22 protein-coding genes and 1 pseudogene are annotated in these 25,730 nt (G+C 67.9%); 13 read left to right on the forward strand and 10 right to left on the reverse strand.

Going from position 1 to position 25,730, the window contains the following annotated elements; translation table 11 throughout:
• Positions 1–35: 35 nt before the first annotated feature.
• The gene (locus OG953_RS02660; RefSeq protein WP_405682246.1) at positions 36–293 is read left to right on the forward strand and encodes a hypothetical protein; all 258 of its coding nucleotides are present in this window, start codon (positions 36–38) and stop codon (positions 291–293) included.
• Here OG953_RS02660 and OG953_RS02665 read toward each other — a convergent pair.
• From OG953_RS02665 to OG953_RS02675, 3 genes are read right to left on the reverse strand one after another with little or no spacing between them, the layout of a single operon-like run.
• Entirely contained in the window at positions 288–2,903 is a 2,616-nt protein-coding gene (locus tag OG953_RS02665) for a cation-translocating P-type ATPase (RefSeq protein ID WP_405682248.1), read from the reverse strand. The two genes, OG953_RS02660 and OG953_RS02665, sit on opposite strands and share 6 nt — an antisense overlap.
• Entirely contained in the window at positions 2,900–3,757 is an 858-nt protein-coding gene (locus tag OG953_RS02670) for a universal stress protein (protein ID WP_405682250.1), read from the reverse strand. Before OG953_RS02670 ends, OG953_RS02665 begins: the two co-directional genes overlap by 4 nt.
• Entirely contained in the window at positions 3,757–4,659 is a 903-nt protein-coding gene (locus OG953_RS02675) for a universal stress protein (protein ID WP_405682252.1), read from the reverse strand. The genes OG953_RS02670 and OG953_RS02675 overlap by 1 nt, the downstream gene beginning before the upstream one ends.
• A 282-nt stretch (positions 4,660–4,941) precedes the next feature.
• Between OG953_RS02675 and OG953_RS02680 the strand changes: the two genes are divergently transcribed.
• From OG953_RS02680 to OG953_RS02730, 11 genes and pseudogenes are all read left to right on the forward strand, one after another.
• Complete coding sequence (locus OG953_RS02680; protein WP_405682253.1) at positions 4,942–5,640, forward strand: CBS domain-containing protein; 699 nt, start codon at positions 4,942–4,944, stop codon at positions 5,638–5,640.
• A gap of 83 nt (positions 5,641–5,723) precedes the next feature.
• Positions 5,724–7,514, forward strand: coding sequence for an acetate--CoA ligase (gene acsA, locus OG953_RS02685; protein WP_405682254.1), 1,791 nt, complete (start codon positions 5,724–5,726; stop codon positions 7,512–7,514).
• Positions 7,515–7,539: 25 nt separating this feature from the next.
• Positions 7,540–8,607 (forward strand): pyruvate dehydrogenase (acetyl-transferring) E1 component subunit alpha, encoded by a 1,068-nt coding sequence (gene pdhA / locus OG953_RS02690; RefSeq protein ID WP_405682255.1) that lies wholly within the window; start codon positions 7,540–7,542, stop codon positions 8,605–8,607.
• Positions 8,604–9,605 (forward strand): alpha-ketoacid dehydrogenase subunit beta, encoded by a 1,002-nt coding sequence (locus tag OG953_RS02695; protein ID WP_405682256.1) that lies wholly within the window; start codon positions 8,604–8,606, stop codon positions 9,603–9,605. The genes pdhA and OG953_RS02695 overlap by 4 nt, the downstream gene beginning before the upstream one ends.
• 16 nt (positions 9,606–9,621) lie before the next feature.
• Positions 9,622–10,167: pseudogene (locus OG953_RS02700) on the forward strand (E3 binding domain-containing protein); the annotation flags it as partial.
• A gap of 180 nt (positions 10,168–10,347) precedes the next feature.
• Positions 10,348–10,977, forward strand: a complete 630-nt coding sequence (locus tag OG953_RS02705) for a 2-oxo acid dehydrogenase subunit E2 (RefSeq protein WP_405691585.1) — start codon at positions 10,348–10,350, stop codon at positions 10,975–10,977.
• 20 nt (positions 10,978–10,997) lie between these two features.
• A complete protein-coding gene (locus tag OG953_RS02710) occupies positions 10,998–11,225 on the forward strand; it encodes an acyl carrier protein (RefSeq protein WP_405682257.1) in 228 nt (75 codons plus the stop codon).
• A 112-nt stretch (positions 11,226–11,337) separates the two neighbouring features.
• The gene (locus tag OG953_RS02715; protein WP_405682258.1) at positions 11,338–11,718 is read left to right on the forward strand and encodes a universal stress protein; all 381 of its coding nucleotides are present in this window, start codon (positions 11,338–11,340) and stop codon (positions 11,716–11,718) included.
• Positions 11,715–12,407, forward strand: coding sequence for a CBS domain-containing protein (locus OG953_RS02720; protein WP_405682260.1), 693 nt, complete (start codon positions 11,715–11,717; stop codon positions 12,405–12,407). The genes OG953_RS02715 and OG953_RS02720 overlap by 4 nt, the downstream gene beginning before the upstream one ends.
• A 240-nt stretch (positions 12,408–12,647) precedes the next feature.
• A complete protein-coding gene (locus tag OG953_RS02725) occupies positions 12,648–13,265 on the forward strand; it encodes a CBS domain-containing protein (RefSeq protein WP_405682261.1) in 618 nt (205 codons plus the stop codon).
• Positions 13,262–13,888, forward strand: coding sequence for a CBS domain-containing protein (locus OG953_RS02730; RefSeq protein ID WP_405682263.1), 627 nt, complete (start codon positions 13,262–13,264; stop codon positions 13,886–13,888). The genes OG953_RS02725 and OG953_RS02730 overlap by 4 nt, the downstream gene beginning before the upstream one ends.
• 576 nt (positions 13,889–14,464) lie before the next feature.
• On the opposite strand, the gene OG953_RS02735 is transcribed toward OG953_RS02730, so the two are convergent.
• The 6 genes from OG953_RS02735 to OG953_RS02760 all read right to left on the reverse strand — a co-directional run bounded on the left by OG953_RS02735 (position 14,465) and on the right by OG953_RS02760 (position 23,550).
• Positions 14,465–14,740 (reverse strand): hypothetical protein, encoded by a 276-nt coding sequence (locus tag OG953_RS02735; protein WP_405682264.1) that lies wholly within the window; start codon positions 14,738–14,740, stop codon positions 14,465–14,467.
• Positions 14,737–15,192: an Hsp20/alpha crystallin family protein gene (locus OG953_RS02740; protein WP_405682265.1), complete on the reverse strand. Its 456-nt coding sequence runs from the start codon at positions 15,190–15,192 to the stop codon at positions 14,737–14,739. The genes OG953_RS02735 and OG953_RS02740 overlap by 4 nt, the downstream gene beginning before the upstream one ends.
• 60 nt (positions 15,193–15,252) lie before the next feature.
• Entirely contained in the window at positions 15,253–17,694 is a 2,442-nt protein-coding gene (gene ppsA / locus OG953_RS02745; protein WP_405682267.1) for a phosphoenolpyruvate synthase, read from the reverse strand.
• A 314-nt stretch (positions 17,695–18,008) separates the two neighbouring features.
• Positions 18,009–19,436, reverse strand: coding sequence for an ATP-binding protein (locus OG953_RS02750; protein WP_405682268.1), 1,428 nt, complete (start codon positions 19,434–19,436; stop codon positions 18,009–18,011).
• 215 nt (positions 19,437–19,651) lie between these two features.
• Complete coding sequence (locus tag OG953_RS02755) at positions 19,652–22,054, reverse strand: glycoside hydrolase family 65 protein (protein WP_405682270.1); 2,403 nt, start codon at positions 22,052–22,054, stop codon at positions 19,652–19,654.
• A gap of 422 nt (positions 22,055–22,476) precedes the next feature.
• Complete coding sequence (locus OG953_RS02760; protein WP_405682271.1) at positions 22,477–23,550, reverse strand: zinc-dependent alcohol dehydrogenase family protein; 1,074 nt, start codon at positions 23,548–23,550, stop codon at positions 22,477–22,479.
• A gap of 180 nt (positions 23,551–23,730) precedes the next feature.
• Here OG953_RS02760 and OG953_RS02765 point away from each other — a divergent pair, with 180 nt between their 5' ends.
• On the forward strand, positions 23,731–24,615 hold the full coding sequence (locus tag OG953_RS02765) for an MBL fold metallo-hydrolase (RefSeq protein WP_405682272.1): 885 nt from the start codon (positions 23,731–23,733) through the stop codon (positions 24,613–24,615).
• Here the strand turns inward: OG953_RS02765 and OG953_RS02770 are convergent.
• On the reverse strand, positions 24,605–25,477 hold the full coding sequence (locus OG953_RS02770) for a CBS domain-containing protein (RefSeq protein WP_405682273.1): 873 nt from the start codon (positions 25,475–25,477) through the stop codon (positions 24,605–24,607). The genes OG953_RS02765 and OG953_RS02770 overlap by 11 nt on opposite strands.
• Positions 25,478–25,730: the final 253 nt, after the last annotated feature.

Genomic DNA, 25,730 nt, shown 5'->3' on the forward strand with positions numbered 1-25,730 from the left:
GCCACCTTGTTCCGGTCGCTGGTGACCCGGCCCGGTTGAAGATCGTGCGGCAGCTCGCGGTGGGCGTGGTGGACCCGGTCGACCAGTCCGGCCTGGCGCAGTCGATGGTGTTCAAGCACCTGGCCTGTCCGTGCGAGTGCGGGCTGGTCGACTCCCGCCCTGTGGGCCAGGTGTCGGTGTTCGCTCTCGCCCGGCCCGCGCTGCTGACCGCCGCAGAGGCTGGACCGACGGCAACCGAGTGCGCAGGGTGCCTCGTCACGCGGGTTCTTGACAAACTCGCACCAGTCTCATGACTTCGCCTTCATGGCCTTCCTTTCCCGGAATGCGTTTCGTGTGATCCGAGCGGCCAGGTAGCCGCTCATGAGGGCGGCCACCGCAAGAGCGGCCCCGGACCAACCGAGCGGCTCGGTCTCCAGGACCGACCGCAGCGGCGGAGCGTACAGCGCCGCCAGCGCCAGCAGGGCGGACACGAGCACAGCCAGGGGGAGGAAGAGGTTCTGCCGGGTCAACAGACGCGTCCGCAGGCCCAGGACGACGCCGAGCTGCGCGCCGAGCAGCGACAGGAACAAGACGCTCTGCCACGGAAGGTCCCAGGCGCGTGCGACAACACCTGCGGCGAGACAGACCGCCGTGACGACCGCGGCCAGCACGAGGAGACGCTGCCAGGCTCCGGCGCCGAGGATGTGCTGGCCGGATGGCCTCGGTGGTCTGCGCATGGCGTCCGGGGCCGCAGGCTCGGCGCCCATGGCCACACCCGTCAGGCCGTGAGTCAGCAGATTGATCCACAGGATCTGTCCGGCCCTGAGCGGCAGCGGAAGCCCGAGAAGGGGACCGGCCAGCATGACGAGGATCTCCGCGGTACCGCCGGCCAGGCCGTAGACCAGGAAGCGCCGGATGTTGTCGTAGACGCGCCGGCCCTCCTCGACGGCCGCGACCACGGTCGACAGATTGTCGTCGGTGAGGACGAGGTCGGCCGCCTGACGCGCGACCTCCGTCCCCCGCTTCCCCATCGCCACACCGATATCGGCTCGGCGCAGGGCCGGGCCGTCATTGACGCCGTCGCCGGTCATCGCCGTGACCGCCCCTCGGGCACGCCAGGCATCGACGATGTCCAGTTTCTGCTGCGGTTCTGTTCGGGCGAACACCCGCGCCGCGGTGAGGTCGGCAATGCGACCCGCTGCCAGATCGGGGCCACTGAGCACCTCTTCGTCACCGCCGTCTTCGCCGACGAGCCCCACGCGAGCGGCGACCGCGCGCGCCGTGGCCGGGTGGTCGCCCGTGATGAGGACTGGCGTAATCCCTGCTGCGCGGCAGGCGGCGAGTGTGGTAGCCGCCGCGGATTTCGGGGGATCGCTGATGGCGACGAGGCCCAGCAGTCGCAGGCCCGTCTCAACCGTGGCCACGCTGCTCGGTTCGTTCCGACATTCGGTGGACGCGACTGCGAGGACCCGGAAGCCACGGGAAGCAAGGATCGCCGCCTGCTGCCTCGCGCCCATCAGTACGTCCTTGCGATCGGCGAGGACTGTCGCGTCGAGCACCACTTCCGGCGCCCCTTTCAAGCACACCAGCAGATCGCCCGAAGCCATTCGGTGCACCGTGGTCATGCGCTTGCGCAGGCTGTCGAACGGCGCTTCCCACGTCCTGGGGTACAGCCGCCTGATCTCCGCCTGATCCGCACAGCCCGCTTTGGCCGCAGCTGCCAGGAGCGCGGCTTCCATGGGGTCACCGATCGCAGTCCACCGGTCCTCATCGGCGGCGCGGCCCTGAGGTGGCCGCAGAGTGGCGTCGTTGCACAACGACGCCACCGTCAGCAGGTCCCGTACGGGACCGAGTTCGGCAGGCGTCGGCTGCCTGCCGTCGACCTGGACGTCCCCTTGCGGTTCGTATCCCACTCCGAAGATGTCCGCTGCGACCGACGGTGTCCATACGTGTTGGACGACCATGCGGCCTTCGGTGAGGGTGCCCGTCTTGTCTGTGGCCAGAACGGTCACGGAGCCGAGCGTCTCCACGGCGGGGAGCCTGCGTACGAGTGCGTGCCGGGCCGCCATGCGACGGGCGCCCAGTGCCAGCGCGAGGGTCACGACGGCCGGCAAGGACTCGGGAACCGCCGCGACGGCCAGGCTGATTGCCGTCACGGCCATGGTTCCGGCCGGCAGGCCGCGTGCGAGTCCGAGGGCAAAGACCACCAGGCACAGTCCCAGGGTGGCGGCGGCCAGGATGCGGCCCAGGGAGGCCAGACGGTGCTGCAGTGGTGTCGGCTCGCGCGTGCCGTCGAGCAGTGCGGCGATACGGCCGAGCGCGCTGGCGGCGCCGGTTGCCGTGACCGTCGCGACGCCTCGTCCGCGCATCACGACAGTCCCTGCGCTCAGCAGCGACCCGGCGTCCTTGTCCACGGGAAGCGACTCCCCGGTGAGCATGGACTCGTCGATGAGAAGAGCGGATGCTTCGATGAGCTCGGCGTCGGCAGCGACGATGTCGCCCTCGCCGAGAAGCAATACGTCGCCGGGCACCACAACAGCTGCGGCGACCTCACGTGCGGTGCCGTCACGCAGCACGCGAGCGCTCGGGGCCGACATAGTCGACAGGGCCGCCACTGCATGGTCGGCACGGATCTCCTGTGCGACCCCCACCGTTGTGTTGAAGACGATCACCAGACCGATGACCACCGCATCCGGGTGGTCACCGATCACGATCGTCAGCAGTGCCGCACCCAGCAGCACCATGATCAGAGGATCGCGAAGCTGTGCAAGAACGCGGGTGTGCAAAGGCGCGCTGGGCACCTCCGCCACCTCGTTGGGGCCGTGCTCGGCCAGACGCCGCTCGGCCTCCGGCGCAGCCAGCCCGCGGAGCTCCTGTCCGGGCTGCCTCTCCCCGGGCGGGGTGGTCGTCACCGCGGAGTTCACACAAGGGGAACTGTGATCACCGGGCAGTGTGCCCGGTGCAGCAGTCCGTGGACGACGGAGCCGAGCCGCATGCCCGTGTAGCCGCCCCGGCCACGGCGGCCCACGACGACGGCCAGGGCGTGTTCGGACGCAGCTGCCAGCTCCTCCACCGGATGTCCGGTCGGCACCTCGTGCGTCAGGTGCACGTCCGGGTACTTCGACGACCAGCCCGCCGTGGCCTCGGAGAGCATGCGCCGCTGAGCCTGCACGGCAACCTCCTCGTCCTGGAACATGACTACGGGTGGCTGCCAGACCGAGACGGCGCGGAGCGCGGCTCCGCGGAGGTCGGCCTCCTCGAACGCCAGCCCCAGCGCCGCCTTCGAGGGCTCACTGCCGTCGATTCCCACGACCAGATAAGTGGGTTCCTGAGTGATGTGCTCCGCATCGCCCACGACCACCACGGGACAGCGCGCCTGGGCCGTGACGGGGACGACGAGGGAGCCGGCGCTGAAGTACTCCGCCGTACGGCTCAGATGCCGGGATCCGAGAACGACCATGCGGGCCCGCGCGGACAACGCGCCCATCACGGGGGCCGGGAATCCGTTGAGCAGATCGGTGACCGGCTGCAGTTGCGGATGGCGCGCCCGGGCCCAGTCGGCCCCCTCCTGGAGAGCGTCCGCCCCTGCTTGGAGCATGTCCTTTCTGCGTGGGCTGTCATCGCCGTGATGCCTGTCGTGCGATGGGGGTACGGCCACGACGAGCCGGAGCTCCAGCCCGCGTCGATGCGCCTCGTCGGCCGCCCAGGCCAATGACAGGTGCCAGTTCCTGGCCGGGTCGATACCGATGACGAGTTCACGGTGTTCGTCGGTGCCCATCACGACTCACTCCCGTGCCCGGAACCGTGCCGCGGAATGAGCTGCACGGGGCAGTGCGCGTGGTGCAGAAGGCTGTGCGTCGCCCGCCCGAGGGTGGGTCCGATGTAACCGGGCGACCGCCGTCCGCCCATCACCAGCAGATCCGCGTGGCGCGACGCCTCCGCCAGGACCCCGGCGACGGTCAGGCTCTTCTCGGCATCCGCCTGCACGTTCAGGTCCGGGAATTCCTCGCGCATCCGGTCCCTCACGGCGATCAGGTGATGGACGTGTTCACCGGCGATCGCTTCGACATCGTCGAGCATGGTCACAGCGAGTCCGGCGGATTCGAGAATGTTCCACACGTTCAGCAGCCGCAGCGAGGCCTTCCGGATCTCGGCTTCGCGCGCCGCATACCGGGCGCATTCGACGTCGTGCTCGTCACGGACCGCGGCGAGCACCACTCCGGTCTCGGTCCCGTTGTCAGCGCCCCTGACCACGACGACGGGCGTCGTGGCGCCGGCGGCGAGCTTCAGGCCGACGGAGCCGAGCATGAGGTTCTTGAACCCGCCGAGACCGCGGTTGCCCACCACGACGGTGCCGCGCAGGCCGGCGGTCCGGTGCAGGCTCGGGACAGGTGCACTGCGGCTGAACTCCGTGGTGACGTGCAGACCGGAATACTGTTCCGCGACGGCAGCGGCGGTTTCCCGCAGCAGTTCGTGGCCCGCGCTGCGAACGCGCTCGATGCTCTCTGCAGAGAGGTAGAGAACCCGGCCGTCCGTGTCAGCCGCGTAGACGATGCGCAGCGGGCTGTCACGGCGCGCGGCCTCGGCCGCTGCCCACAGCGCCGCCCGGCGGGCCGGCTCGGAGCCGTCGACACCGACGATGACGGAGCCCAGTTCCGGGCTGCCGGTGGTGCCTTTCATGGTTCCTCCTCACCGAGGGCCACTGAAGGGTCAGCTCTCACGCTGGCACCACGGGCCCCTGCGGGGAGAGGGCCGCTCAGGACCGCCCGGGGGGCCAATGGACCCTGTCGAGAAAATCCTGCCGTGCACAGGTGCCCGAACGCCCGGTCCGGGTCCGACCGGTCCCGGCCACGACCCATTCGGCCCTCCTCCTCTCAGTACAGCCCGGCGGATCGTGGTCCCTGAACAACCTGCGGGCGCCGCGTCCGTGCGGGTCCCTGCGAGACGGCAGGAGGCGCCTCCATGAAGCGCATCAAAGTGGGAGACCTGATGACCGACGAGGTCGTCTCGGTCGTCCCGGTCACCTCCTTCAAGGAGGTCGCGAAGCTGCTCGCCCAGCACAACATCAGCGGACTGCCCGTGCTCGACGACGAGGACCGGGTCGTCGGCGTCGTCTCCGAGAGCGACCTGCTGAACCGACAGGCGGCGAAGCACCTCATGACGGGCGACGTCCCTGACACCGCCACCGGGACCGCAGTCTCGTCCGGCGCGGAGTTCACCGCTGCCGAAGTCATGTCGACACCGGCGGTGACCGTCCACGCGGACGAGACCGCGCCGGACGCCGCCCGGCTGATGATGCGCAGTGGCGTGGAGCGGCTCCCGGTCGTGGACGACGAGGACAGACTCGTCGGCATCGTCACGCGCCGCGACCTGCTACGCCTCTTTCTGCGCCCCGACGCGGAGATACGACGACGCCTCATCGAGGACGTGCTCATGGGCACCATGGGGCTCAGAGCAGACGTGGTCACCGTCCATGTAGTGGACGGCGTTGTCACCCTGGAAGGCCAACTGGAGAGCCAGAACCAGATCGCGATCCTGACCTGCCTTGCCGAACAGCTCGACGGGGTGGTCGCGGTCGTGAGCCATGTGTCCGCACCCGTGGAAGGCCCCGTACCCAGCTCCTCGCAGTGGACCACGCACAGACTGTCCGCAGAGCCGTGAGGACGCGCTGCTGCCATCGCCGCTCATGGCGATGCGCCGCAGTATCTCCTTCAGGATTCCAGTGCGAGGACAAGGACCCGGCCATGGACCATCGCATCATCCACAAGCAGCCCAGGCCCGGCGGCGCCTTCGAACTCCAGGATTATGAGCGGATCCGCGCCGAATTCACCTGGGACGAGGCTCGGTCGCGGCTGGCCGGGTTGCCCGGTGGCGGGCTGAACATGGGATACGAAGCCGTGGACCGCCAGGTGGCCGCAGGCCTTGGCGGGCGGGAGGCGTTGCGCTGCGTCGCAGCGGACGACACGGTGACCCATATCAGTTATGGCGAGCTCGCCTGTCTCACAGGGCGCTTCGCCAACGCACTCACGGCCATGGGGGTGGCTCGGCAGGAGATGGTGTTCACGCTCCTGGGCCGTTGCCCGGAGCTCTACGCGACGGTGCTGGGCACGCTGCGCAGCGCCCGCGTGCTGTGCCCGCTGTTCTCCGCGTTCGGCCCTGAGCCCGTGCGCCAGCGGCTGGAACTGGGCGACGCCCGGGTTCTTGTCACCACGGAGGAGCTCTACTGGCGCAAGGTGGAGGAGAACAGGCACCGCCTCCCGCGCTTGGACCGCGTGCTGCTCGTCGGCCCCGTCAAGGATCCGCCGCCGGGAACGGTTTCGTTCGCCGAGGTCATGAAGCAGGCGTCGCAGGAATACACCGTTCCTCCCACCGATCCGGGGGATATGGCTCTGCTCCATTTCACCAGCGGCACAACCGGGACTCCCAAGGGCGCGGTCCACGTGCACGAGGCCGTCGTAGCTCATCATGCGACGGTGGCCTTCGCACTCGACCTTCGCCCGGGCGACGTCTACTGGTGTACGGCGGATCCCGGATGGGTGACTGGAACCTCGTACGGGATCATCGCTCCGCTCACGCACGGGGTGACCCTCGTGGTGGACGAGGGCGATTTCGACGTGCACCGCTGGTACCGCATCCTGGACAACCAGAAGGTCACGGTCTGGTACACGGCGCCGACCGCGATCCGCATGCTGATGCGCGCCACCCCTCGGAACGGAACCAGGCAGCTCCCCGGGCCGTACGACTTGTCGGCCCTCCGCTTCATCGCCAGCGTGGGCGAGCCGCTGAACCCCGAAGCCGTCCTCTGGGGGCAGGACGTCCTCGGCCTGCCGATCCATGACAACTGGTGGCAGACGGAGACGGGCGCCATCATGATCGCCAACTTTGCCTCCAGCGACATCCGCCCGGGCTCCATGGGGCGCCCCCTGCCCGGAGTCGAGGCCGGTCTTCTCGCACGTGGCGAGGACGGCCGCGCCGAGGTCACCGACGGACACGTGCACGTGATCGGCGAACCGGGCATCGAGGGAGAGCTGGCACTGCGTCCGGGCTGGCCGTCCATGTTCCGGGGCTATCTGCACGAAGAAGCTCGCTACGCGGCATGCTTCGCGGACGGCTGGTACCTCACTGGCGATCTCGCGAAGCGGGACCAGGACGGTTGGTTCTGGTTCGTGGGCCGCGCCGATGACGTCATCAAGTCGGCAGGGCACCTGATCGGTCCGTTCGAGGTGGAGAGTGCGCTCATGGAGCACCCCGCTGTCGCCGAGGCGGGCGTCATCGGCCGTCCGGATCCTGTCGTGGGAGCGGTCGTCAAGGCATACGTGTCGCTGCGGCCGGGCCACGCACCCGACACGCACCTGAAGCGAGAACTTCTGGCGTTCGCACGGCGGCGACTGGGGCCCGCCGTGGCTCCCAGGGAGATCGAGTTCGAGCAGAACCTTCCCAGGACCCGCAGCGGCAAAGTCATGCGTCGGGTGCTGCGTGCCCGCGAAATGGGGCTGCCCGAAGGAGACCTGTCCACGGTCGAGAGCCTGGGATGACGCACTTGCGAGAGAAGGCACGACGATGAGCAGCACCACCGCACGGACCGACGGACGAGCCCGTCCGGCAGCGCGCAAGGGCGCGCGCAAGAAGGCGTCCACCACCACTGCCCACAGCGCGACCGCATCCGATCACCGTCTTTCCCTCCTCCGGGAGATGCTCGTCATCCGCCGATTCGAAGAACGGTGCGTCGAGCTCTACAGCAGCGCGAAGATCCGAGGATTCGTCCACCTCTACATCGGTGAGGAGGCCGTCGCCGTTGGCGTGAACGAGGCTTTGCGCCAGGAGGACGCCGTGGTGTCCACCTACCGCGAGCACGGGCATGCTCTGGCCCGTGGCGTGCCCGCCGACGCGGTGATGGCCGAGATGTACGGAAAGGTCACCGGTTGCAGCCGTGGACACGGCGGTTCGATGCACCTGTTCGATGCAGACCGCCGTTTCTACGGTGGCAACGCGATTGTGGCCGGTGGGCTGCCTTTGGCGGCCGGGCTCGCACTTGCCGACCGGATGCGCGGCAGCGCTCGCGTCACCTGCTGCTTCTTCGGTGACGGCGCCTTCGCGGAAGGAGAGTTCCACGAGACGGCCAACCTCGCGGCACTGTGGCGGCTGCCCCTGCTGCTGGTCTGTGAGAACAATCTGTACGCGATGGGAACAAGCCTGGCTCGTGAACACGCACAGACCAACCTCGCAATGCGCGCTTCTTCCTACGGCATGCCCGCCTGGACCGTCGACGGCATGGACGTGCTCGCCGTCGAAGCCGCCGCTCGTCGGGCCGCGGAGTCCATACGGGCGGACAACGGACCGCACTTCCTCGAAGCGCAGACCTACCGGTTCCGTGCTCATTCCATGTACGACCCGGACCGTTACCGTGCCAAGTCCGAAATCGAGCAGTGGAAGGGACGCGACCCGCTCCAAGGGCTGGCGGACCGGATGCGTTCCGAAGGCCAGCTCGGTGACCGGGCGATGGAACAGCTGGAGCAGGACGTGCTCGATGTGATCGAGCGGGCCGTTCAGTCTGCGGAGGACGCGCCGGCGGAGCCCGTCGCGGACCTGCTCCGCTACGTGACGAGTGAACCGGGGAGCACCACATGAACGCGCGCCGGGCATCCACAAAGGCTCCCCCACCGACCACCTACCGGGAAGCGCTCCGCGAAGCACTGCGCGAAGCACTGCACGACGAGCGGGTTTTCCTCATGGGTGAGGACGTCGGCAGATACGGCGGGTGCTTCGGCGTCAGCCTGGGGCTCCTGGAAGAGTTCGGGCCCGACCGGATCCGGGACACTCCCCTGTCGGAGTCCGCGTTCGTCGGCGCGGGCATCGGTGCCGCGCTCGGCGGGATGCGGCCAGTGGTCGAGATCATGACCGTCAACTTCAGCCTCCTCGCGCTGGATCAGATCCTCAACAACGCGGCCACTCTGCTGCACATGTCCGGCGGGCAGCTGAGCGTGCCTGTGGTGATCCGCATGACCACAGGAGCGGGACGGCAGCTCGGCGCCCAGCACTCCCACAGCCTGGAAGGCTGGTACGCCCACATCCCCGGGATTCGCGTGCTCGCCCCGGCGACCTTGGACGACGCGCGGCACATGCTGGCAGCTGCCCTCGCCGACCCGGACCCGGTACTGATCTTCGAGCACGGCAGCCTGTACAACGCCGCGGGCGTCCTGGATCCCACCATCGAGGCCGTCGACCTCGACAGTGCAGCAGTACGCAGGCCCGGCAAGGATGTCTCCCTCATCACCTACGGTGGATCGCTGCCGAAGGCCATGGCCGCCGCGGATCTCCTTTCGGCAGACGGCATCAGTACGGAAGTCCTCGACCTGCGTGCCCTGCGCCCCCTCGACGATGCAACCATCATGGAATCCGTGGGCCGCACGCACCGGGCTGTGGTTGTGGACGAGGCATGGCGCAGCGGCAGTCTCGCCGCGGAGGTTTCGGCCCGCATTACCGAACAGGCGTTCTATGAGCTTGACGCTCCGGTGCAGCGCGTATGCAGCGCAGAAGTGCCCATTCCCTATGCCCGGCAACTCGAAGAGGCAGCGCTGCCCCAACCCTCGTCGATCGTGGACGCGGTGCATCTGGCGGTGAGCTGACATGACCGAATTCACCATGCCTTCCCTGGGCGCGGACATGGACGAAGGTACTCTGGTCGAATGGCTGGTCAGCCCGGGCGACACCGTCACGAAGGGGGACGTTGTCGCGGTCGTGGAAACGGCCAAATCAACCATCGAGGTCGAGTGTTTCGACTCAGGCACCGTCAGTGCTCTCCTGGTCGCCCCGGGCACCACGGTGCCGGTCGGCACGCCCATGGCAGTCATCGGCCTCGCGGCCGAGCCCACTGCCCACATCCTTGCGCAACGGCCGACCGCGCCGTCTCCCGGCTTCCACGCGGCCTCCGTTCGTGCAGTCACCCCAGTCGGCGACGCCGTGTCGACCCCTTTGGTGAGGCACTTGGCGCAGAAGAAGGACGTAGACCTGTCCACCGTGCACGGTTCGGGCAGGGGGGGTCAGATCACCCGCGCCGATGTCGAGAAGTCGGCATCCCAGCCGCGGCACCGCGTGCCGGCATCGCCACTCGCCCGCCGTCTGGCTCGGTCGTTGGACGTCGATCTGGACAGGGTCCGGGGAACCGGGCGAAACGGCACAGTCAAAGCCGACGACGTGCGTGTTGCGGCGGGGGATCATTCGCACCGTGCGCACGAACCCCTCCCACCAGCGCCAGGACCGCCGCCCACGCCCACGTCGGCCCCGCCCCCGGTTCGCCCATCAGTAAGGTCCAGGCCCGATACCCTCACCGCGGGGGGATCGACCGCGCGTTCGGCGATCTCTGCGCTGATGACACGCGCCAACCGCGACATTCCCCACTACTACCTGTCCACGACGGTCGATCTCGCGGCCGCCACGACGTGGATGCTCAATCGGAATGCGAACAGACCCGTGGGGGAACGGCTCGTGCCTGCGGCTTTGCTGCTGAAGTCCGTCGCACTGGCCGCACGGCAGGTGACGGAGCTGAACGGCTACTGGAAGCATGGTGCCTTCGTCCCGGCCGGTGGTGTTCGGCTCGGCATCGCCGTGTCCCTGCGCGGTGGCGGGCTGACGGCACCGGCACTGGCGAACGCCGACACTCTGTCCCTGCCGGAGCTGATGGAGGCCCTCAGGGACCTGGTCTCACGGGCCCGCGGCGGGCGTCTGCGTGCCTCGGAGACAGCCGACCCCACGCTTACGGTGACGAACCTCGGCGACCAGGGCGTGGAGACTGTGTTCGGGGTGATCTACCCACCGCAGGTCGCGCTCGTCGGACTGGGGTGTGTCGTCGAGCGTCCTGTGGCCGTGGACGGGATGCTCACGGTGCACCCGACCGTGACAGCCACGCTCTCCGCCGATCACCGTGCAAGTGACGGTGCAACCGGCGCGCGCTTCCTGACGGCACTCGACCGACTGCTCCAACGACCGGAGGAACTGTGACCCGTGATGAGGCTTTGGAATTGATCAAGCAAGTCCTGACGGACGTGGTGCCGGGCGCCGACCTCGCCGCTCTCTCACCCGACGAAAGCTTCCGGAAGAGCCTGGAGATGGATTCGCTGGACTTCCTGAACTTCGTCGAGGCACTGAGCGGGCGCACGGGCCTTCCCCTTCCTGAGACGGACTATGCCTCGCTGAACACCTTGAACAGCTGCGCGGACTACGTCGCCTCGCGCACGCCCACCACCTAGCCAGACGGGGCTGGTCGGCCCCGCAAGGGGCCGCATGGCCCCTCCTCCGCTCCTGCCTCGCAGGCCAGGCTGAGAACAGAGCGCAGACCTGCGACGCGCAGGAGGTTCCACCATGAAGCACCGCGTGACGGTCGGCGTCGACGGCTCCCCAGAGAGCCCGGCGGCCGCAGTCCGGGGCGCTCAGGAGGCGTCCTTGCGGAAGGCGTCGCTGAGCCTCATCCACGTCATCGGCTGGCCCATCAGCCCCGCCGTGCCGCGACTGGAGCGCGAGAGGGCGGACCGATGGGCCGATGAGGCGTTCGCCGAGGCCTTGAAGGAGGTACACCGCCGGGCACCCACATCTGGAGATCACCACCCGGCGACCGGCACCCGCGCCGCTCCCTCTGATTGCCCATCTCGGGCCGGTGGCCCATGCCGTCTTGCATCACGCCGTCACCCGTGGCCGTTGCCGCCCACGAGTGACGCCCCTGCACGAAGGGAAATCGGACCATGATGCACCGCACTGTCGCCGAAGTCATGACCCGGGACGTGGCCACGGCCAGCCCCGAAGCGTCGCTCAAGACGGTCGCCTGGAGCCTCGCCTACAACGACGTCTCCGCCCTGCCCGTCGTGGACACCCACCACCATCCCATCGGCATCGTCTCCGAGGCCGACCTGCTCCGCAGGCAGGCCGGCCTGCCGGACGCAGAGGGCCGTGACCAATTCCGCGGGACGGCGGCCGTGAACCACCGCATCATGGACGCCCGCACCGCCGGTGATCTCATGTCCACCCCCGTGCTGACTGCCAGGCCCGAGTGGGGCATCGTCGAGACCGCTCGCTTCCTGCACGAACGGGGCGTCAAACGCCTTCCGGTCATCGATGAAACCGGCACGCTTGTAGGCATCGTCAGCCGCTCCGACTTGCTGCGCCCCATGCTCCGCCACGACGATGCCATACGCGATGAAATCGTTGACGAGGTACTGGGCCGGACCCTCCGGATGACACCCGGGGGCGTGACAGTGACCGTTCAGGAAGGAGTCGTCACCCTGAGCGGAAGAGTGGAGGAGCGTTCAATCATTCCGATCATCGACCTCCTGTGCCTCTCCGCCGACGGCGTCGTCAGCGTCGACCAGTCCCTCTCATACGCCGTGGACGACCTGTCGCCGGATCTCGATCCGGCTCGTGACGCCGGCAACCGCTGAGCGCTCACACCAGGGGACGGAAGGAGCCAACCGCTTCTCGCGGTTCCCGATTGTGCGGTGCGCGGCCATCAGCCGCTTCTCCATCCTCGCAATGTCTCCTTCCGCCACATTCACGAAAGCACCGTTCGTGCCAGGGCAACAGGGCCGAACAGTCCCCGGCGGACCCCGGGTGGTCCTACCGCCGGCCGACGACGAAACCGACGCTCGGAGGTACAGGGCCTCTTTGTTCTTGGAGGAACCATGAAACATCTGCGTATCGTCGACGACGTGATGACGCACGCCGTCATCACGGTCAACCGCGGAGCTCCGTTCAAGGACATCGTTGAGACCATGCGGCAATGGCGTATCAGCGCTCTGCCTGTCGTGTCGGACGAGGGACGGGTCGTCGGCGTGGTCTCCGAGGCAGACCTTTTGCTCAAGGCACAAGGCGGGGACGAGTCCCGCGCTGTCTCCGCAGGTCAGCTGATGACCGTACCCGCCGTGACGGTGCCACGGAGTGCGGGCATCGCGGGTGCCGCTCGGCTGATGGCCCGCGGCCACCTCAAGCGGCTGCCGGTCGTTGACGACGACGGACGCCTCGTGGGCGTGGTCAGCCGAGGTGATCTGCTGAAGATCTATCTCCGCCCGGACGAGGACATCGCCCAGGAGCTGCGCGAGCTGATCATGACTCAGCTCGTCCCGGAGGGCTCGGCAACTGTGTACGTCCACGTGGTCGACGGCATCGTCCACTTGAACGGCGCCATCCCCGACCCGTCACTCAGTGACGTGCTGGTGCGTGTCGCGCGCACGGTGCCGGGAGTCGTGGACGTGACGGCCCGGTTCGACGCCGAAGTTCGCGCGTGGAGGAAGCGACCATGAGGCATCGCAGCGTCTCCGACCTCATGACACCCACGGCCGTCAGCGTCCAGCGCGGCACCACGTTCAAGGAGATCGCCCGGCTCCTCGACGAATTCGGCGTCACCGCGGTACCTGTCGTGGACGAGAACGGATGCCCCGTGGGTGTCGTTTCCGAAGCCGACCTGCTCCGCATGCGCGACTCCAGGAGCGGCGCGAACGCCGCCGTCGATCTCATGAGCCACCCGGCGATCACCGCGGCTCCCGGGTGGAGCGCCGTCCGTGCCGCCCGCGTCATGGAGAAGCACAAGGTCAAGAGGCTCCCCGTCGTCGACAGCGAAGGCCGGCTGATGGGGGTCCTGAGCCGCAGCGACCTCCTGCAACTCTTCCTGCGCAGGGACCACGCAATTCAAGAGGAGATCCTCGAAGACGTCCTGACGCACACGCTCCGGCTCAGTCCCTCGTCGCTGACAGTCGAGGTTGCGGACGGCCTCGTGACTCTCAGCGGCACCGTGAGTCGGCACAGCCTCGTCCCCGTCGTCCTGCGTCTGTGCCGGAGCGTCGATGGAGTCGTGGAAGTGATCAATCGGCTCGACTACGAGCAGGACGACCTGCCGGTCGATGTACGAACGGACACCCAACGGTAGAAGAAGGCCTGACGCGTCTACGCATACGCGAGTTCGTTACCGACCCGCGAACGTCGCCTCCAGGCTTATGGAGGAAACGAATCCCCCGAGTCGGACACGCCTCCGAGCAACTCCTGGAGACAGGTTCCGAGGCAGGCCCCATAGTCGTAGGCCGTCGCATCCGTCGGTCCTCGATCGGCACGCATATCGGTCCGATCACTCACGCGATCCTCCATCACTCCACCGCGCCCGTCGCCGTCGTCGCTCACGAATAAGGTCCCGCAGCGCCGCACCCCCGAGTCCGTCTCCTCCCGGCAGCCAATGGCGTACGGCCGTGCATCGCCGGTGCATTCACCGGTCGGGTGCAAGCTGCAGTCATTCCCGCCAGCTGGATCCTCATTACGCCGCACCCGTCGAGAATCGGGCCTTCGCGGACGATGCGGCCTCGAATACGGAGTCCAGGGTGGATGGAACCTTCTCGCTGATCCTGCTTCCGCTCTTTCTCTGGGGTCTGTACTCGCAGCGACTGGCGCGCGTCGAACTCACCGCCCCCGTAGCGTTCGTGCCTGGGTGCTCTTCACAGACGCCGCGCGGCTGTCATTCCGAGCCCTGCGCCCGAAACTCGCCCTGTGCGTACGGCTTCTGTTGCTCGGACTGCCGATGTGCATCGGTCTCGGCGCCACGATGATGGTCAATCCAGTGGTGCCCGCGCGGATCCGTCGGCTCATCAATGTCGAGAGCGGTCTGAACGGTGGTATCGCCACCCCGTTCGTCGTGCTCTCCCTGGCCGCGGCGCCGCACGTCGTTCGCATCGCCAGCGGGGACCACGACGGCGCCGAGGCCATCCTCGCGAAGAGACCTGCCGATCGTCATGACTCGCCGTCGCCATTGGCTTTGGCCCTCTTTACAGGGATGCTGCGTGCCGTGTCTGCCACCTCGGGTTCCATCGCCACGCGCACGGTGAGGATGCCATCCTCGTACTCTGCTTCGACTCCGTCGGGCGGAATCTGAGCCGGCAGGCGAACGGTGCGGTGGAAGGAGCCGTAACGGAACTCCGAGTGGTCCTTCTCCTCCTTGCTTTCGGCGTGTTCGGCGCTGACGGTGAGAGTGTCGCCCTCGACCGTGATGTTGATGTCCTTCGCGGGGTCCATCCCGGGAAGCTCGGCGCGCAGCGTGTACTCCCCTTCCTGGCTGGTCACCTCGATCGGAATCGGGTGGACGTGGGGCATCGGCCGCCACATCGGGAAGCGGGGGAAGTCGGTTCCGAACCAGTCGACGAGGTCGGGAAAGAGGCTGCGCCTGCGCTCCATCTGTGTTCCGGACATGGTGTACTCCGTCGGTCTCCAGCGCCTTGGCGGCGCCATTCTGCAGTGTCCAGTTCATTTTCAGTCGCTGGACGACAGGCCCGCTTGGGGCTGTCGGGTCCCGGATGGGGCCGTTCGGCCCTCCCCGTGCAGGTTGAGTTCGGCAGCAGCCACGTGCTGCTTCACCACGGCGAAGCTGTCCGGTGCCACTGAGATCGAGTCGATGCCGGTCTTCACCAGGAATTCCGTGAAGGCGGGGTCGTCGCTGGGGCGCTGGCCGCAGAGGCCGACCGTGCGACCGACGGACTGGGCGCGAGGGACAAGGCTCTGGATGCTGCGCGTGACTGCGGGGTTGGTCTCGTCGAAGACATGGGCGAGGGCTTCGGAGTCCCTGTCCACGCCCAGAGTGAGCTGGGTCAGGTCGTTGCTCCCGACGGAAAAACCGTCAAAACGCTCGGCGAAGTCCTCGGCCAGGATGACGTTGGAGGGGATCTCCGCCATGACGTACACCTTGAGGCCGTTCTCGCCCCGGCGCAGCCCCTGCTCCGCCATGACGTCCAGAACCCGGTCGGCCTCTTCGAGAGTGCGGCAGAAGGGGATCATGACGATGACGTTTGTCAGGCCCATCTCGTCGCGAACCCGGCGCAGTGCCCGGCATTCCAGGGCGAATCCTTCGCGGTAGCCCTCGCTGTAGTAGCGGCTCGCGCCGCGCCAGCCGATCATGGGATTCGCCTCGACCGGTTCGAAGGCCCGGCCGCCCAGCAGCCGCGCATACTCGTTGGTCTTGAAGTCGCTGGTCCTTACGACGACCGGGGCGGGCCAGCGGGATGCGGCGATGCGTGCCACGCCGTAGGCCAGTCGGTCGACGAAGTACTGACCGCGGTCGAGGTGGCCCTCGGTGAGCCGGTCGATGACGCAGAGGTCATGCTGGTTCACTCGCTCGGGGTGCAGCAGCGCCATGGGGTGGGCCTTGACCTGGTGGGCGACGATGAACTCCAGGCGCGCGAGCCCGACGCCGTCGGCGGGCAGGCGCCACCAGCGGAAGGCGGCGGACGGGTCGGCGAGATTGAGCATCACGCGGGTCCGGGTAGCAGGGAGTTCAGTGAGATCGGTCTCGCGCTCCTCGTAGGCCAGCAGTCCCGCGTAGACCTGGCCGCGGGCTCCCTCGGCGCAGGAGACGGTCGCGTTCTGGCCGTTGCGCAGTACCTCGGTGGCCCGGCCGGTGCCGACGACGGCGGGGACGCCGAGTTCGCGGCTGACGATGGCAGCGTGCGAGGTCCGGCCGCCATGGTCGGTGACGATCGCAGAGGCCCGCTTCATGACCGGTTCCCAGTCGGGGTCGGTGATGCCGGTGACAAGCACCCCGCCGGTCGGGAAGCGGTCGAGATCCACAGGAGAGTCGAGGACAATGGCGGGGCCGGAACCGATGGCCTCGCCGACCGCTGTGCCCTCGATGAGGCTCTGCCCCGGGGTGACGGTCAGGCGGCAGCGACGCAACGTCGTCGTACGGCGGCGGGACTGGACGGTTTCGGGGCGGGCCTGGACAATCGCCAGCTCTCCGGTCAGCCCGTCCTTGGCCCATTCCAGGTCCATGGGGCATCCGTAGTGCTCCTCGACGGTCATCGCCCATTCGGCCAGCAGCCGGACTTCCGTGTCTGTCAGGACACGTTGCGAGCGCTCCTCGCCGGTCGTGTCGACGGTCCGGGTGAGTCCGTGCTCCGCATAGACCGCCTTCTTCCGCTTCGCTCCGATCCGTACGTCGATCACGGGATCCAGTGCCGGGTCCTTCAGGCTCGGCTTGAAGACCGTGTGCTCGTCGGGGTCGACCTGGCCACTGACGACGGTCTCACCCAGGCCCCAAGCCGCGCTGACCACGATGACCTCGGGGAAGCCGCTCTCCGGATCGAGAGTGAAGATCACGCCGGCGCCCGCAAGGTCCGAGCGGACCATGATCTGGACGCCGACGGAAAGAGCGACCGAAATGTGGTCGAAGCCCATCCGCTCGCGGTAGTCGATCGCGCGGTCGGTGAACAGGGAGGCATAGCAGCGGTGGCAGGACTGCAACAGCTGGGCAGGCCCGCGCACATTCAGGTAGGTCTCCTGCTGGCCGGCGAAACTCGCCTCAGGCAAGTCCTCGGCGGTGGCGCTGCTTCGCACGGCAACCTCGGGATCGTCACGGCCCTGGTCGCGCGCGAGCTGCTCGTACGCGAAGACGAGTTCGGTCCGCAGTCCGGCGGGCAGCGGCTCGGCCATGATCACCGACCGGATCGCCGCCCCCACCTCGTCCAGTACTGCTCCTTCGTGCAGGCGTCCGATCTGCGCTTCGATCCGCGCACGCAGTCCGTGGCTGTCGAGCAACTCCCTGTACGCATCCGCCGTCGTCGCGAAACCAGGAGGCACCCGCACGCCCGCAGCTGCCAGATGTGCGGTCATCTCTCCCAGAGAGGCATTCTTGCCACCGACCCGGCCGACATCCTGCCGGCCGAGCTCTGCGAACGGTACGACGCGTCGAGTGGTTGCCATGATGTTCTCCGCCTTGTGTGCGGTGGCCGCGGGCTTCAGTAGGGCATCGGCCGACCGGAGGGGGTACGCAGATCCAGCTGCGCGGGCTTGTGCGGCCGCCTCGGCCGTATCCGGATCCGAATGCGCTGCATCGTTGTCAACTCTTCGGGAGGCGGAGCCGGAAAAAGCGTCCGGCTTCCACGATCGTTCCCGGGGGTATCACCGCCGCAGCACCGAGGGGGCCAGGAGCACGGGGCCGAGTGGGCCGTACCGGGGAGGGACCGATCGGCCCATGGCCAGGGCCGGCCCAGAAGGGTGATTACCGAAGTGCGAAGTCATCGCGACGGCGTCCGCTGAGCGTCCCCGTACAGGCGTTCAAGATCAACGAGCATGACCTCGCCACGCGCATGCGCCGCATGCAATTCGGGGCTGAACCCCGAAGCACCGTAGAGAGCCAGGTGGACGCGGCTGACATCCTCACGGGAGCCGAGTCCGTCCAGGATGCGCCGCAGGCGTTGCAGATGGTGGATGTCAATGCCGGTATGCCATCGTGCGAGCCCCACCGACAGAAGGGGGCCGCTCATGTGGCTGTCCCGTCGGCGGACCACGACCTCGGCATCGAGCCCGGCCTTCGCCGACGGGTCGCTGAGGGAGCCGTACGACGCCGTGACATGTTCGGCACCGAAGGCGGCCGGGGCGGCGAAGCAGGCCGCCCACTCCCTGCAAATCTGGGCAAACCGAGGTCCGGCGACGAGAGAGTTGAAATCCGTTCGCGCGTCTTCCCACACAGTCTCGGCTTCGCTCTGCTCAAGAGCGGCCCTGCGCGGGCGCGCCACGGCGTGCTCGAACGCGAGGAGCGGGTCCGTGATGCTATGGCGTGTGATCCCCGGCTGCAGTCCGTCCGTCTGCGATCGGAGCAGACCGTGGTCGCGGAGGAGGGCAAGGGCGCGCAAGGCATCAGTGAGCTGCTGTCCCAGGAAGGTGGCTATTTCGCCGTGGGTCGTGCAGCCTTTGGCCAGGGCGGCGAGTACGGAGTGACAAGCCCCGTGGCTCCAGGGCCCGGTCTCCTCGTCGAGGAGGTGGCGAGCCTCGTGGAACAGCGGCGTGCACGGATTCAGGATGGTGCGGCAGACCCAGGCATCGAAGTCGTCACGATCGACGGGAACGTCGTCACCCACGTAGTCGTACCGGTAGGCGGGCGTCCCGCCTACGACCGTGTAGACGAGGAAGGCGAGCCTCGGGTCGTCGATGCCCCACAGTTGCGCCGCCCTGCGGAAGTTCAGGGGCTGGATGTCGAGCTTCAGAGCGGCGAGGGCGTGCAACGGCGAAGACTGTGCGAACAGCCGGGTCATGACCGGTGCGGTCTCACCACCGAGCAGCAATCGCGCACGGCTTTCCAGAGGCGGTCGGTCGACGTGCCGGAGGGCGCCGTGGATGACGGACGGCAAGGCTGGGCTCGCCGCAACGAGGTCAGGGAACGAGTCGATGATGACGGGCAGTGGCCTGGCGTCACCCAGCGCCAGCAAGGCATCGATTCCTTCCTTCCAATCACGCCAGTGGCTGGGCTGTGCGACCTGCCGGTATCGCGCATACTCCTCGCCCACCCTGCGCAAGGACTCGGCTTCGGTGGCTTCCTGTCCGCAGAAATAGAACCCTCCCGTGGCTCGTGCCACCGACTCCAGCAGGAGCGTCTTGCCCTGGCGGGGCCGCCCCATGACGACACCCAAGCCCGTTCCCGGATGCGGATCGGTCGAGAATGACATCAAGGCTGCCCATTCGTCCTCCCTGTCGAAGAGGCGATCGGGCTTGGCTGAGCGTTCAGGGTCCACGATCGAGGTTCGTTGCTGTCCGTGTACGGCATTCACGCCATGCACCTCCGGAACCTGCTGGGGCTACTCCATTCTCGGGCTCGCGGCCGTCAGGCGCGCGCTGTGCCGACCATCGTCGTCACGACGGACCGCACAAAATCCGCAAGGGGTCACCACAGCGGCACACGGAACCAACGTTGCTCCCCCGCGGCCACGGTCACCATCCGCTCGCCGGGCAGACACACCGACAGAGGGGCAATGAGTCGCGAGTCGGGCACGCGAATCCCCAACCGGCCCGGAAGGAGCTGCACGCGGATGTCCCGGTGCCCGCGGTAACAGAACGTGAACGAGCAGCGAGGCACCTCCCGGAGCGCGATGGGGTCGATGCGGAGTCCGTCCGGGCCTGCTTCCAGACCTGTGACGCCCCTTTCGATGAGATCAAGGGTGCCGGCCATGGCACCGAGGTGGATGCCTTCGCCGGTGGTGCCGCCCTGAATGTCCGTCACGTCGCTGAGCAGGGCTTCCTCGCAGTACCGCCAGGCGTCCGGACCTTTCTCGCGAGCGAGGACCCAGCCGTGCACCAGGCTGCTGAGGGTCGATCCGTGACTGGTACGAGTCAGGTAGTAGTTGACGGTCGTACGCCACACTTCGTCATCGAGCCGGTATTCGAGACGGTCGAAGAGTTCCTGCAGCTCGACTGGGCGGAAGAGATAGCCGAGCATGAGTGCGTCGGCCTGCTTGGATGCCTGATAGCGGTTGACCGTGTCCCCCTCGGACTCCAGGATCCGGTCGAGGCGGCGGATGTCGCAGTAGCGGGAGCGGTAGGCGTCCCAGTCCAGTTCTGCCAGTTCGCCGTAGCCCTCGAACTGGCTGATGACACCGCCGTGGAACGGCACGTACACCCGGCGGGAGATGTCCTCCCAGCGATTCAGCGTCTCGTCGTCCAGGCCGAGTTGCTCAGCCAGCTCCCGCCGCCGGGCCGCAGGCAGCCCGTCGAACAGCTCAAGTGCGCGTGCGATCGCCCAGGCGGCAGTCACATTGGTGTACGCGTTGTCGTCGATCCCGGGAGCAGCGGCCTCGGGGTAGGCGTCGTGGTACTCGTCCGGGCCCAGCACACCGCGGATGCGGTAGCGGTCGCGATCGGCGTCATACGTGGCGACGGCGCCCCAGTAGCGGGCGATTTCGAGCAACAGTTCTGCCCCTGGGCCTTGGACGAACCCGGTGTCGCCGGTGCTGTGCCCGTACCGCCACACGTTCCAGGCGATGGCCGATCCGACGTGGTGCTGCAAGTGCGAGTGGTCGGGCAGCCAACGGTCCGATCGGGGGTTGAGATGCAGCGTTTGCGTCTCCTCAACGCCTGAACTACCGCTCTGCCAGGGGAACATCGCTCCTCGAAAGCCCGCCCGCCGGGCTGCGGTGCGGGCAGCCGGCAGGCGACGGTGCCGGTACATGAGAAGGCTCCGCGCCACCTCCGGGAAGTGCAGGGTGATGTACGGCAGCACGAACAACTCATCCCAGAAGACATGCCCTCGGTACGCCTCACCGTGCAGGCCCCTGGCAGGCACTCCGACGTCCAGCTCGGCCGTGTGCGGGGAAAGCGTCTGCAGGACGTGGAAGAGATGGAGCCGAAGGATGCGGCCCGATTCGCCAGGCACATTCAGTTCACCCTGGCTCCACAGACGTTCCCAAGCGACGCGGTGGGAAGCGAGCTGCGTCGCGAACGCCGCCGCGTGTGATACATGCTCGACGGCAAGCGAGAGAGGCTCACTCAGCGGGCGGTCCTGGGATGTGTACAACGCGGCGCACTTCACGACGGCCGCGGAACGCCCGCGGGAGACCGGCAGCCTGAATCTCTGGACCGTTCCGGTCTCCGTGCAACTCGCCCCCACTGCGACGAGGGGCCGCGACGACGTTCTGACTGCGATGGCGATCCGGATACGGGACGAACGAGTTCGGCAGGACAGCCAGGCCACGCCCTCCGCTTCGACTCCGGCACAGTGGCCGGTGAGATGGCGTCCGTTCAGACCGCGGTATCGCTCGACACCGGCGTTGGTGACGTTACCGTCGATGATGGACTCGACCTCGATGGCCCCGCTCCAGCCGTACCCACGGAACGTGGTCCTCTGGGCGGCGAGATACGGGTCGCCCATGTGGACGAGCCTGGTGTGGGTGACACTGATTCGGCGGCCGAGGCCGTCCTGGAAGAACAAGCGACGAGTGAGAATGCCGCCCCTCAGATCGAGAGAGACCCTGTAGCGCCGCAGACTCGGGTCATCGGGTGTGAGCCACTCCCCTGCCGGTCCGTCGTCGGGCAGACAGCGGTAACGCAGGCGCGACCAGTCGGGCAGATTGACCATTTCCTCGTTACCGACCCGCTTTCCTGCGACGTCCGAGGAGAGCCAGTTGGAACACCCGGCTGCGTAAGTCCCTGGATAGTGGACCGTGTCGGCGGGCGACTCGGGCGCGGCCCCCCGGGTGGCGAACCTGCCATTGCCGAGTGCGCACAGGGCCTCGATCGTCCGCTCCCTCTTGGGATCGTAGCCGCTGAAGTCCCAGGTCCATGCTGTGCTCATGACCACTCTCCACAGCAATCCTCGGTCGCAAAGGCGCGGTCCGGCCACCTGGCGTCCCGGCCATGGGCACACCGGTGCGGTTCGGCGTCGGGGGCCGGGGAGCGGCCATCGACGAGCGGTCCCGCAGGGCGGCGAAGCCGTGTTTCCGACCCGACATGAGCACCGTCGACGACCACCGCGTCGGAGGGGTTGGTACCCAGCGTTTTCATGAACACGCGTTCCTTTCTTCCCCGGTGGCAATCACCCTTCGTCCACAGTGAGCCCGTGTTCCGTACGCGTGGGTCGATCACGGACCCTGCGGCGTGCTCTTCAGGCACGGGCGTCATGACGAGCATCGGCGCCGGATCGACAGGCCCGGCGGACCCCTCGATGGCGGTGGGTCCGAGAATGGTCCTGCTCATGGTCTTCACGCCCCCTTGGGCTCACGGCTGAGCCGGGGCGATGATCTCGCTGTGCTGCGATCCCCCCAGCGCCACCTTGAGGGCACCGGTGTCCCCGGCACGGGAGAACACGTCGTAGGCCTCGTCCATCTGTCCCAGTTCGAAGCGGTGGGTGATCAATGGGGACGAAGACAGCCGCCCGGCGGCCATCATGCGCAGCAACATGGGCGTGGAGTACGTGTCGACCAGCCCCGTGGTGATGGTGACGTTCTTGGCCCACAGGTCTTCCAGGTGCAGCGTTGCCGGCTTGCCATGGACGCCGATGTTCGCGATACGGCCCCCGGGCCGGACCATGCGGGTGCACATCTCGAAAGCCTCGGGCACACCGACGGCTTCGATGACGACGTCGGCACCGAGACCCTCGGTGAGGTCCTCGACGAGTTGTTCCGGTTCCTCAGCCGCGCTCGCTGTCGCATCCGCGCCCAGGGAGCGCGCGGCGGCCAGCCGGGATTCGGCGAGGTCGACGGCGACGACACGTCCGGGGCTGTAGAGACCCGCGCAGACGATGGCGGCCAGTCCGATAGGGCCGGAGCCGACCACGACGACGGTGTCGCCGGGCCGGACGCCGCCGTTCAGCACACCGACCTCGTAGGAGGTCGGGAAGATGTCGGCAAGCAGCACGCCGTCATAGTTGTCGACAGAGGTCGGCAGAGAGTGCACGGACAGGTCGGCGAAAGGCACCCGCACGTATTCGGCCTGAGTGCCGTCGATGGTGTGACCGAGCACCCAGCCGCCACCGCCACGGCACTGCCCGTAGTGGCCTTCCCGGCAGAAGCGGCAGCGGCCGCACGCGGATATGCACGAGATCAGGACACGGTCACCGGGACGGACCGTACGGACGTCGGCCCCGGCCTCGACCACGGTGCCGACGGCTTCGTGCCCCAACACCCGGCCGGGAGTCACCTCGGGCACGTCGCCCTTGATGATGTGCAGGTCGGTACCGCAGATGGTGACGACGTCGACGCGGATGATGGCGTCGGCAGCGTCCCTGACCGCGGGGTCCGGAACGTCCTGCCATGCGGTCTGCCCCGGGCCCTGGAAAACGAGTGCCTTCACGACGTCGCCCCTCTTCCTGTGTCTCCTCCGGTGAGGTTCCCCCTCAGGCTGACCCGGCGCGTGCCCACCCCGCATGGGCCGGTCGGTCCCCGCCGGGGCCTGCCGGGCCCATCCCGCCCCAGGGCCGGGGTGTGATGGTGAAGACGGCTGGCTGCTACCCACCGAAGTAAGGGGGCGGCGATGTCCGAGGCAGAACCACACCCGGCCGCACCCGCGTCGAGACCCGCGCTGCTGCGCTTTCTCGGCGGCGTCCGGACCGTCACCGGCAGCAAGTTCCTCATCGAGAGCGACCATGCCCGGGTCCTCCTTGACTGCGGCCTCTTCCAAGGCTTCGCGGACCTGCGCCGCCGCAACTGGGCGAAGCTGCCGTGTGACGCCTCGTCCATCCACGCCGTGGTCATCACCCATGCCCACCTGGACCACTGCGGCTATCTGCCCCGACTGGTTCGACACGGCTTCCGGGGACCGATCCTGGCCAGCGCCCACACCGCCCGGCTCGCAGAGATCGTGCTCCGTGACAGCGCGCGCCTCCAGATGGAGGCGGCCCAGCACGCCAACGAACACGGCTGGTCCAAACACCGGCCCGCCAGACCGCTCTATGACGAAACCGACGTCGACACCACCGTCAGGTTCTTCGACCCCGTCCCGGTCGGCAGCGAAGTCGAGATCATGGCCGGCACCCGGCTCACACTGCACCGCGGTGGACACAGTGGCGGACCAGCGCCCTGCCGGTGCTTTCGTCCGAAGGCCGCGTCGTCGGAGCCGTGTCCGGCACGGCATCCCCCGGAAGGGACTGCGCGTGGCCGACTACACGATGGCTTCCGAGCGCCCGGCGCGGGTCGGTTCGCTGACCATCTCCGTGGACATCCAACTGTCCCCGCCCCAGCCGGGGCGTTCCGGGCGGTGATCTCGCACTGCACCGTCAAGAACACACTCGAAGTCCCTCCCAAGATCACCATCACGCTGGGCGACAGCTCGGGTACTCGGTCGAGCAAGAGCCCGGACAACGAGTGCGTGGACCGCGTGCCTCCCGACGGAAGTCGTGACTCCGGCGTCACCCTGTGACAGGGTTCAGGTGATCGATCACTTCGGTCACGTCGTCGATGTCCTTGATATCCGCGAGGAGACACGGGACATCGGCTTCCGCCATCCGGCCACTGACGTCCACCACGCCGTTGCGCACGGTGACCTCGACGGTGTTCCGCGCAGCCGGGAAGTCTTCGGCGAGGATCCTCGACTCAATCTCCTCGCGAATCCCGGCATCATCGCGTATCAGCGCGTTGAGCAGTGCGTTCCTGTGCACGACACCGATCAGGCGGCCCTCATGGTCCGTCACCGGCAGGCGCTTGAGACGCGACAGGGACACGAGCCAGGTGGCTTCGGCCACGGTCGAATCAGGGAACACGGTGACGGCGGGAGTGGTCATCAGCGTCTCGGCGGTCTCGGCACGGGCCTTGTCGTGCAGCCGCCGTTCCCTCAGCCGGCCGATCGGGCCGGGTTCGTATCCGGACGCCTCGACCGCGGCCTTCGCCAGCAGGTCGGACTCCGACACCACACCCATCACCCGGTCGTCGGCGTCGACCACCGGCAGGGACCCGACGTGTTCACGAGTCAGGCTCCGGGCGATGTCCAGGAACGGCATGTCGCCGTGCACCGATGCGGCCGGTACATCCATGACGTCACGGACCAGTAGAGGCGCGGGTTCGACACCGGACACCGGCTCTGCAGACTCCTTCGCCCGCCCCGATGGAGCCGACTCGGGTGCAGTCGGGCGCCGTGCCGCCGCCTGCTTGGCGGACACCCTGGCCACCGTGCCAAGGTAGCGCAACAGCATGTCCTGCCGCAGTGGTTCGTCGGGCCTCCATGCTTTCCCCGGCACCGCGCGGCGGGCTTCGGCCCCTGCCGCGATGTTCTCGCGCTCAGTCATGGTGGGCTCCTCACTCTGGCCGAGCCGACCTACGTTCCCAGTCTTCCGCTGCTGAGGCCGGCGCCAAGGGCCAGTCGGCCCATGCGGGCTGACGGACGGCCCCGACAGGACAGGAAACGACAGACGGCCAGATTCCGCCCCACCGGCACTCCGGGCGGCAGCCGTCACAGGTGTGCCCGCCGGCCGTGTGGCGGAGCTGGCGACTGAGCTGGAGCCGCCCCTGCCGGTCTCGCGGGTGTCCAGGGAGGGAGCA

It is taken from the genome of Streptomyces sp. NBC_00057 (assembly GCF_045041165.1).
Lineage (GTDB): Bacteria > Actinomycetota > Actinomycetes > Streptomycetales > Streptomycetaceae > Streptomyces.

What these genes read in the sequence shown, in the direction of transcription:
- OG953_RS02670 (WP_405682250.1), bottom strand. Translation starts at nt 3,757, where the DNA reads ATGGGCACCGACGAACACCGTGAACTCGTCATCGGTATCGACCCGGCC.
- OG953_RS02675 (WP_405682252.1), bottom strand. Translation starts at nt 4,659, where the DNA reads ATGAAAGGCACCACCGGCAGCCCGGAACTGGGCTCCGTCATCGTCGGT.
- OG953_RS02680 (WP_405682253.1), top strand. Translation starts at nt 4,942, where the DNA reads ATGAAGCGCATCAAAGTGGGAGACCTGATGACCGACGAGGTCGTCTCG.
- acsA (WP_405682254.1), top strand. Translation starts at nt 5,724, where the DNA reads ATGGACCATCGCATCATCCACAAGCAGCCCAGGCCCGGCGGCGCCTTC.
- pdhA (WP_405682255.1), top strand. Translation starts at nt 7,540, where the DNA reads ATGAGCAGCACCACCGCACGGACCGACGGACGAGCCCGTCCGGCAGCG.
- OG953_RS02695 (WP_405682256.1), top strand. Translation starts at nt 8,604, where the DNA reads ATGAACGCGCGCCGGGCATCCACAAAGGCTCCCCCACCGACCACCTAC.
- OG953_RS02705 (WP_405691585.1), top strand. Translation starts at nt 10,348, where the DNA reads ATGACACGCGCCAACCGCGACATTCCCCACTACTACCTGTCCACGACG.
- OG953_RS02715 (WP_405682258.1), top strand. Translation starts at nt 11,338, where the DNA reads ATGAAGCACCGCGTGACGGTCGGCGTCGACGGCTCCCCAGAGAGCCCG.
- OG953_RS02720 (WP_405682260.1), top strand. Translation starts at nt 11,715, where the DNA reads ATGATGCACCGCACTGTCGCCGAAGTCATGACCCGGGACGTGGCCACG.
- OG953_RS02725 (WP_405682261.1), top strand. Translation starts at nt 12,648, where the DNA reads ATGAAACATCTGCGTATCGTCGACGACGTGATGACGCACGCCGTCATC.
- OG953_RS02730 (WP_405682263.1), top strand. Translation starts at nt 13,262, where the DNA reads ATGAGGCATCGCAGCGTCTCCGACCTCATGACACCCACGGCCGTCAGC.
- OG953_RS02735 (WP_405682264.1), bottom strand. Translation starts at nt 14,740, where the DNA reads ATGACGATCGGCAGGTCTCTTCGCGAGGATGGCCTCGGCGCCGTCGTG.
- OG953_RS02740 (WP_405682265.1), bottom strand. Translation starts at nt 15,192, where the DNA reads ATGTCCGGAACACAGATGGAGCGCAGGCGCAGCCTCTTTCCCGACCTC.
- ppsA (WP_405682267.1), bottom strand. Translation starts at nt 17,694, where the DNA reads ATGGCAACCACTCGACGCGTCGTACCGTTCGCAGAGCTCGGCCGGCAG.
- OG953_RS02750 (WP_405682268.1), bottom strand. Translation starts at nt 19,436, where the DNA reads ATGTCATTCTCGACCGATCCGCATCCGGGAACGGGCTTGGGTGTCGTC.
- OG953_RS02755 (WP_405682270.1), bottom strand. Translation starts at nt 22,054, where the DNA reads ATGAGCACAGCATGGACCTGGGACTTCAGCGGCTACGATCCCAAGAGG.
- OG953_RS02765 (WP_405682272.1), top strand. Translation starts at nt 23,731, where the DNA reads ATGTCCGAGGCAGAACCACACCCGGCCGCACCCGCGTCGAGACCCGCG.
- OG953_RS02770 (WP_405682273.1), bottom strand. Translation starts at nt 25,477, where the DNA reads ATGACTGAGCGCGAGAACATCGCGGCAGGGGCCGAAGCCCGCCGCGCG.